Below are 6,870 nucleotides of genomic sequence, written 5' to 3'. Positions count from 1 at the left end.
TCACACCCGCGTTGAGCGGCACGGCAACCACCGGAATAGGGTGATCCCGCGCACTGCGTCCTCGCTGTGTTATTTCAAAAGGAATCTCCAACCCCGAAACAAGTCCGAGGCCGGGGATGTCAACATATCTGGCGTTGACTTTTGGCACGCTGTTGAGTTCTCAAGGAACGGACGCTTCCTTCGGGCGGCTTTCACACCGGCCCTCCGGGCGCTTCGTTCTTTCGTGTTTCCAGCTTATCAGATGTTTTCCGCTCCGTTTTCCGGAGTTTCTTTCGTCCGATTTGCTTCGGCCTTTCGGCGCTCCCGAACTCTATCAGAGTTTCTCGGGCCGTTTTCCCGCTCCGTTCTCGAATTCAGTTCGAGAACTTCGACTGGGGGCCGTCCCGTGGGGCAACCCGGAGAACATTACGCACCGGGCTGCCCCACGTCAAATCACGCCGGGGAGGCTCAGACCTCGACGACGACCGGCAGGATCATCGGGCGGCGGCGGTAGTTGTCCGCCACCCACTTGCCGATGGTCCGGCGGACGAGCTGCTGGACCTGGCGGATCTCCAGGACGCCGTCGCTCGCCGAGCGGTCGAGCGCCTCCTGGAGCCTGGCCGCGACCGGAACGAACGCGGCATCGTCGATGCCGGAGCCGCGGGCCTGGATGCTCGGGCCGCCGACGATCTTGCCGTTGGCGGAGTCGACCACCACGAAGCAGGAGATGAAGCCCTCCTCGCCGAGGATCTTGCGGTCCTTGAGCGAGGCCTCGGTGATGTCGCCGACCGAGGAGCCGTCGACGTAGACGTAGCCGGCCTGCACCTTGCCGACGATGCGGGCGACGCCGCCCTCCAGGTCGACGCAGACGCCATCCTCGGCGATGACCACCCGGTTGCGCGGGACGCCGGTCGCGACGCCGAGGTCGGCCGCGGCCCGCAGGTGGCGCCACTCGCCGTGCACCGGCATGAGGTTGCGCGGCTTGCAGATGTTGAAGAAGTACAGCAGCTCGCCGGCCGAGGCGTGGCCGGAGACGTGCACCTTGGCGTTGCCCTTGTGCACGACCTTGGCGCCCCAGCGGGTCAGGCCGTTGATCACCCGGTAGACGGCGTTCTCGTTGCCCGGGATGAGCGAGGACGCCAGGACGACGGTGTCGCCCTCGACGATGCGGATCTGGTGGTCGCGGTTGGCCATCCGGGACAGCGCGGCCATCGGCTCGCCCTGCGAGCCGGTACAGATCAGCACGACCTCCTTGTCCGGCAGGTCGTCCAGCTGCTTGACGTCCACGACCATGTTGCCCGGCACCTTCAGGTACCCGAGGTCGCGGGCGATGCCCATGTTGCGGACCATCGAGCGGCCGACGAAGGCGACCTTGCGCTTGTACTCGTGCGCGGCGTCCAGCACCTGCTGGATGCGGTGCACGTGGCTGGCGAAGGAGGCGACGATGATGCGCTTCTCGGCGTTCGCGAAAACGTTTCGCAGCGCGGCCGAGATGTCCCGCTCGTGCGGGATGAAGCCGGGGACCTCGGCATTGGTGGAGTCCACCAGCAGCAGGTCCATGCCCTCCTCCGCCAGCTTGGCGAAGGTCGGCAGGTCGGTGAGGCGCCCGTCCAGCGGCAGCTGGTCCATCTTGAAGTCGCCGGTGGCGACGACCATGCCGGCCGGGGTGCGCACGGCGACGGCCAGCGCGTCCGGGATGGAGTGGTTGACCGCGATGAACTGGCAGTCGAAGGGGCCGATCCGCTCGCGGTCGCCCTCGGCGACCTCCAGCACGTACGGGCGGATGCGGTGCTCGGCGAGCTTGGCCTCGATCAGCGCGAGGGTGAGCTTCGACCCGATCAGCGGGATGTCCGGGTTCTCCCGGAGCAGGAACGGGACGGCGCCGATGTGGTCCTCGTGGCCGTGCGTGAGGACGATGCCGTCGATCTTGTCGAGGCGGTCCCGGATGTAGCTGAAGTCCGGGAGGATCAGGTCGACGCCGGGCTGCTCGTCCTCGGGGAAGAGGACGCCGCAGTCGACGATGAGAATGCGGTCCCCGTATTCGAAGACCGTCATGTTGCGGCCGATCTCGCCGAGACCGCCGAGCGGGGTGATGCGCAGGGCGCCCGCCTTGAGGGCCGGCGGCGCGCCGAGTTCGGGATGCGGGTGGCTCAAAAGACTCTCCTCACGACGCACGCCATATGTCCGGGGTCCTCCCCCGCGAGACATATGGCGTGCGTTCTCAGTGTCGTTTTCCTACCAGGTCTGTGCTCTCGCGCCTTCGGTCCGGTCCAGCGGCGGTCCCGTGAGGGTCCGGCGAGCCGGGGCGCGCACGTCCGTGTCTGTTAGAGGTCTACCCCGCCGTCGGCGAGATCCTTCTTCAGTTGCGCGATCTCCTCGGGGGTCGCGCCGACCAGGGGCAGCCGCAGCGGGCCGGCGGGCAGGCCCTGGAGGTCCAGCGCGGCCTTGGCGAGGATGACGCCCTGGGTGCGGAAGATACCGGTGAAGACCGGCAGCAGGCGCTGGTGCACGGCCGTGGCCTTGGCCACATCGCCGGCCAGGTAGGCCTCGACCATGGCCCGCAGCTCGCCGGCGACCACATGGCCGACCACGCTGACGACACCGACGGCTCCGACCGACAGCAACGGCAGGTTGAGGATGTCGTCGCCGGAGTACCAGGCGAGGTCCGAGCGGGCGATCGCCCAGGCCGCGGCGCCGAGGTCGCCCTTGGCGTCCTTGTTGGCGACGATCCGCGGGTGCTCGCCGAGCCGGACCAGCGTCTCGTGGCTCAGCGCGACGCCGCTGCGACCGGGGATGTCGTACAGCATGACCGGCAGCCCGGTGGCGTCGGCGATCTCCACGGTGTGCCGGTACAGGCCCTCCTGCGGGGGCTTGCTGTAGTACGGCGTTACCACGAGCAGGCCGTGCGCCCCGGCCGCCTCGGCCTGGCGGGCCAGCCCGACGCTGTGGTGCGTGTCGTTGGTGCCGACACCGGCCACCACGTGGGCCCGGTCCCCGACCGCCTCCACCACGGCGCGGACGAGCTGGGCCTTCTCGGCGTCGCTGGTGGTCGGGGACTCCCCGGTGGTGCCGTTGACGACGAGGCCGTCGTTGCCGGAGTCGACGAGGTGCGCGGCGAGGCGCTGGGCGCCGTCGAGGTCGAGGCCGCCGTCGGCGGTGAACGGTGTCACCATCGCGGTCAGGACCCGCCCGAAGGGCGTCTGGGGGGTGGAGGTCGGAGCCATGCGTCCAAAACTACTCGTAGGCGGTGGGGCGGCACCCAGGCCGGTCCACGGTTCGGACGGCCGTGGTGGCGGGCCGGCGGTCGACCGGCTGCGAACCGGCCGCGCTCCGCCCCGGCGGAGGCGGTTCAAGCAGTGGGGACATGGGATTCCGGTGCTGCGTGCTCGGGGGTTCAAGCAGCACCGGAATCCGTGTTCACGAGCGTAGGGAGCGGTCAGATATGCCGCAATCCAGACATGCCAGACACTCTCCCCGGATGCCCGTCGCCGCAGGTCAGGGGGCGACCCGGCCGTGCTTCTCGAAGGCCGCATGGGTGAGCGGCATGAGCCGGGCCCACTGCTCCTCCATCCGCTCCGCGACCATCTCGATCTCGCGCTGCGGGAACGACGGCACCGCCGAGTTCTCCCGCTTGGTGCGCAGCGACAGGAAGTGCATCAGCGAGCGGGCGTTGCAGGTCGCGTACATCGACGAGAACAGCCCGACCGGCAGCACCGCGCGGGCGACCTCGCGGGCCACGCCGGCCGCCAGCATCTCCTGGTAGCGCTCGTACGCCTCGCGGTAGGCGGCCTCCATCGAGGCCGTCACGGTCTTGTGCTGCTCGGGGGTTCCCTCGACGAACTCGTAGCGGCCCGGGCGGCCCTGCTGGACGAGCCTGCGGTCCTCGCCCGGCACGTAGAACACCGGCTCCAGCTCGCGGTAGCGGCCGGACTCCTCGTTGTAGGACCAGCCGCTGCGGTGGCGGTGGAACTCGCGGAAGACGAAGATCGGCGCGCTGATGAAGAAGGTCATCGAGTTGTGCTCGAACGGCGTGCCGTGCCGGTCCCGCATCAGGAAGTTGATCAGGCCCGCGGACTTCTCCGGGTCCTGCTGGAGCGCCTCCAGGGACTGCTCCCCCGCCGTCGAGACCCTGGCCGCCCAGATGACGTCCGAGTCCGTCGCGGCGCTGCGGACCAGGTCCACGGTGACGTCGCTGCGGAACCGGGGGGCCGTCGTGTCGTCGCTCACGCGTTACTCCTCGCAGGCTTGGTGATGGTGGTGCCGGTGGTAGCGGTGGTGCGGTGCAACCGGATCGCGTGCTGCATGGTCCTGCGGGCGCGCGGTACGTCGCCGGCGTCGGCGTACGCGACGGCCAGGCGGAAGAAGACCCGCCAGTCGCCGGGGGCGGCCTCGGCCTCGGCCTTGCGGCGCGCGAACACCGCGTCGGCCGACGCGCGGTCGATCCGCCCGCCGTCGGTGCGCTTCAGCTCGTCGACCGGCAGGCCGCCCTCGGCCTCCAGCTCACGGGCGAGCCGCTCGCTGTCCCGGCCGAAGCGGACCGTCTGGCGCAGGAACCAGAGGCCGACGACCGGGATGACGAAGGCGCACAGGCCCATGCCGATGCCGAGCGGCTTGCCGGTGGCGATGAGCTGGACGCCCTCTCCGACGCAGAGCAGCGCGACCAGCGCCAGCACGCCGGAGAGGACGAAGAAGCCGGTACGGGAGGTCATGCCGGGCTCACAGGTCCAGGAAGTGTTCGAGGCCCAGGGTGAGCCCGGGCGTCTCCACGACCTTGCGCGCGCCGAGCAGGATGCCCGGCATGAAGCTGCTGTGGTGCAGCGAGTCGTGCCGGATGGTGAGGGTCTCGCCGGTGTCGCCGAACATCACCTGCTGGTGGGCGAGCAGGCCGCGCAGCCGCACCGCGTGCACCGGCACCCCGTCGACGTCGGCGCCGCGGGCGCCGGGCAGGCTGTGGGTGGTCGGGTCCTGCTGCACCGGGCGGCCGGCCTCCGCGCGGGCGGCGGCGATCAGCTGGGCGGTGCGGGTGGCGGTGCCGCTGGGGGCGTCCGCCTTGCCGTCGTGGTGCAGCTCGACGACCTCGACCGACTCGAAGTACCTGGCGGCGATCTGCGAGAACTTCATGCCGAGGATCGCGCCGATGGAGAAGTTCGGCGCGATCAGCAGGCCGAGCTCCGGGGCCTCGTCGAGCCAGCCGCGCACGGTGGCCAGCCGCTCCTCGGTCCAGCCGGTGGTGCCGGTGACCACGTGGATGCCGTGGTGCAGGCAGTGGTCGAGGTTGCCCATCACCGAGTCGGGGTGGGTCAGCTCTACGGCCACCTCGGCGCCCGCCTCGGTCAGCTCCTCCAGCCGGGACCCGCGGCCGAGGGCGGCGACCAGCTCCATGTCCGGCGCGGCCTCCACGGCCTCGACCGCCTCCGAGCCGATCCGTCCCTTGGCGCCGATCACGGCGACACGCAGCGTCATAGCGAAAGTCCTCTCACACCAGCAGGTCGGCGAGCTTCGCGGCCCGCTTGTCGTTGACCGGACCGATCAGCGCCAGCGAAGGCCGGTAGGCCCCCAGCACATCACGGGCGACCTCGTGGACGTCGTCCAGGGTCACCGCCGCTATCTTCGCCAGCATGTCGTCCACCGACAGGTGGTGGCCGTAGCTCAGCTCGGCCTTGCCGATGCGGTTCATCAGCGAACCGGTGTCCTCCATGCCGAGCACGGTGGAGCCGGAGATCTGGCCGATGGCGCGCCGCAGCTCCTCCTCGGTGATGCCCTCGGCGACCACCTTGGCGAGCTCCTCGCGGCAGATCCGCAGCACCTCCTCGACCCGCTTGGGCTGGCAGCCGGCGTAGATGCCGAACAGGCCGCTGTCCGCGTACGAGGAGGAGTAGGAGTACACCGAGTACGCCAGGCCGCGCTTCTCCCGGACCTCCTGGAACAGCCGCGAGCTCATGCCGCCGCCGAGGGCCGCGTTGAGCACGCCCATCGCCCAGCGGCGCTCGTCGTGCCGGGGCACGCCGGGCACGCCCAGCACCAGGTGGGCCTGCTCGGTGGACCGGTTGAGCACCTCGACCCTGCCCGCCGTCCGCAGCGCCTTGACGCCGCGCCGGGCCTCGGCGGGGACGGCCTCGGACTTGGCGAGCAGCGGCGCGAAGGCCTTCTCGACCTGCCGGACGACCTTGCGGTGGTCCAGGTTGCCCGCCGCGGCGACGACCAGGTGCTCGGGCTTGTAGCGGCGGTGGAAGAAGCCGGCGATCTGGTCGCGGGTGAGCGAGTGGATGGTCTCCTGGGTGCCGAGGATCGGCCGGCCGAGCGGGCCGCTGCCGAAGATCACCTTGGCGAAGAGGTCGTGGACGACGTCACCCGGGTCGTCCTCGGCCATCGCCATCTCCTCCAGGATGACGCCGCGCTCGGCCTCGACGTCCTCGGGGCGGATCAGCGAGCCGGTGAGCATGTCGCAGACCACGTCGATGGCCAGCGGCAGGTCGGTGTCGAGCACCCGCGCGTAGTAGCAGGTGTTCTCCTTGGCGGTGAAGGCGTTCATCTCGCCGCCGACCGCGTCCAGGGCGGCCGAGATGTCCAGCGCGCTGCGCCGCTCGGTGCCCTTGAAGAGCAGGTGCTCCAGGTAGTGGGTGGCACCGTTGAGCTGGGGGGTCTCGTCCCGCGAGCCGACGCCGACCCAGATGCCGAAGGTCGCGGAGCGCACCGTCGGCAGGGTCTCGGTGACGACGCGCAGGCCGCCGGGGAGGACGGTGCGGCGCACGGTTCCGGCGCCGTCCACGCCCTTGAGCAGGGTCCGGGTCGTGCCGGGGCGCTGCGTCGCCGCCGAGGCCTGGGCCACGGGGGTACCTCCGTAGAAAAAGCGGTCCGCCGAATGGGCGTGGGGGGACAACAGGGTGCGGC

At 70.3% G+C, this 6,870-nt stretch carries 6 protein-coding genes; all 6 read right to left on the bottom strand.

The features are described from left to right. Nucleotides 1-447: 447 nt before the first annotated feature. Nucleotides 448-2,133: a ribonuclease J gene (locus ACFU74_RS20545; protein ID WP_380758663.1), complete on the bottom strand. Its 1,686-nt coding sequence runs from the start codon at nucleotides 2,131-2,133 to the stop codon at nucleotides 448-450. A gap of 170 nt (nucleotides 2,134-2,303) precedes the next feature. Continuing rightward, on the bottom strand, nucleotides 2,304-3,203 hold the full coding sequence (gene dapA, locus ACFU74_RS20540) for a 4-hydroxy-tetrahydrodipicolinate synthase (protein ID WP_380758661.1): 900 nt from the start codon (nucleotides 3,201-3,203) through the stop codon (nucleotides 2,304-2,306). A 271-nt stretch (nucleotides 3,204-3,474) separates the two neighbouring features. Further along, entirely contained in the window at nucleotides 3,475-4,206 is a 732-nt protein-coding gene (thyX, locus tag ACFU74_RS20535) for an FAD-dependent thymidylate synthase (RefSeq protein WP_380758659.1), read from the bottom strand. Then, on the bottom strand, nucleotides 4,203-4,688 hold the full coding sequence (locus ACFU74_RS20530; RefSeq protein WP_380758657.1) for a hypothetical protein: 486 nt from the start codon (nucleotides 4,686-4,688) through the stop codon (nucleotides 4,203-4,205). The genes thyX and ACFU74_RS20530 overlap by 4 nt, the downstream gene beginning before the upstream one ends. Before the next feature lie 7 nt (nucleotides 4,689-4,695). After that, on the bottom strand, nucleotides 4,696-5,442 hold the full coding sequence (gene dapB / locus ACFU74_RS20525; protein WP_380758655.1) for a 4-hydroxy-tetrahydrodipicolinate reductase: 747 nt from the start codon (nucleotides 5,440-5,442) through the stop codon (nucleotides 4,696-4,698). A gap of 13 nt (nucleotides 5,443-5,455) precedes the next feature. Continuing rightward, the gene (locus tag ACFU74_RS20520) at nucleotides 5,456-6,808 is read right to left on the bottom strand and encodes a M16 family metallopeptidase (RefSeq protein WP_380758653.1); all 1,353 of its coding nucleotides are present in this window, start codon (nucleotides 6,806-6,808) and stop codon (nucleotides 5,456-5,458) included. Between the last annotated feature and the right edge of the window lie 62 nt (nucleotides 6,809-6,870).

It is taken from the genome of Kitasatospora sp. NPDC057500, assembly GCF_042802195.1.
GTDB lineage: Bacteria > Actinomycetota > Actinomycetes > Streptomycetales > Streptomycetaceae > Kitasatospora.
The sequence above is the reverse complement of the archived record's forward strand: the minus strand, read 5'-3'. Positions and strand labels throughout refer to the sequence as shown.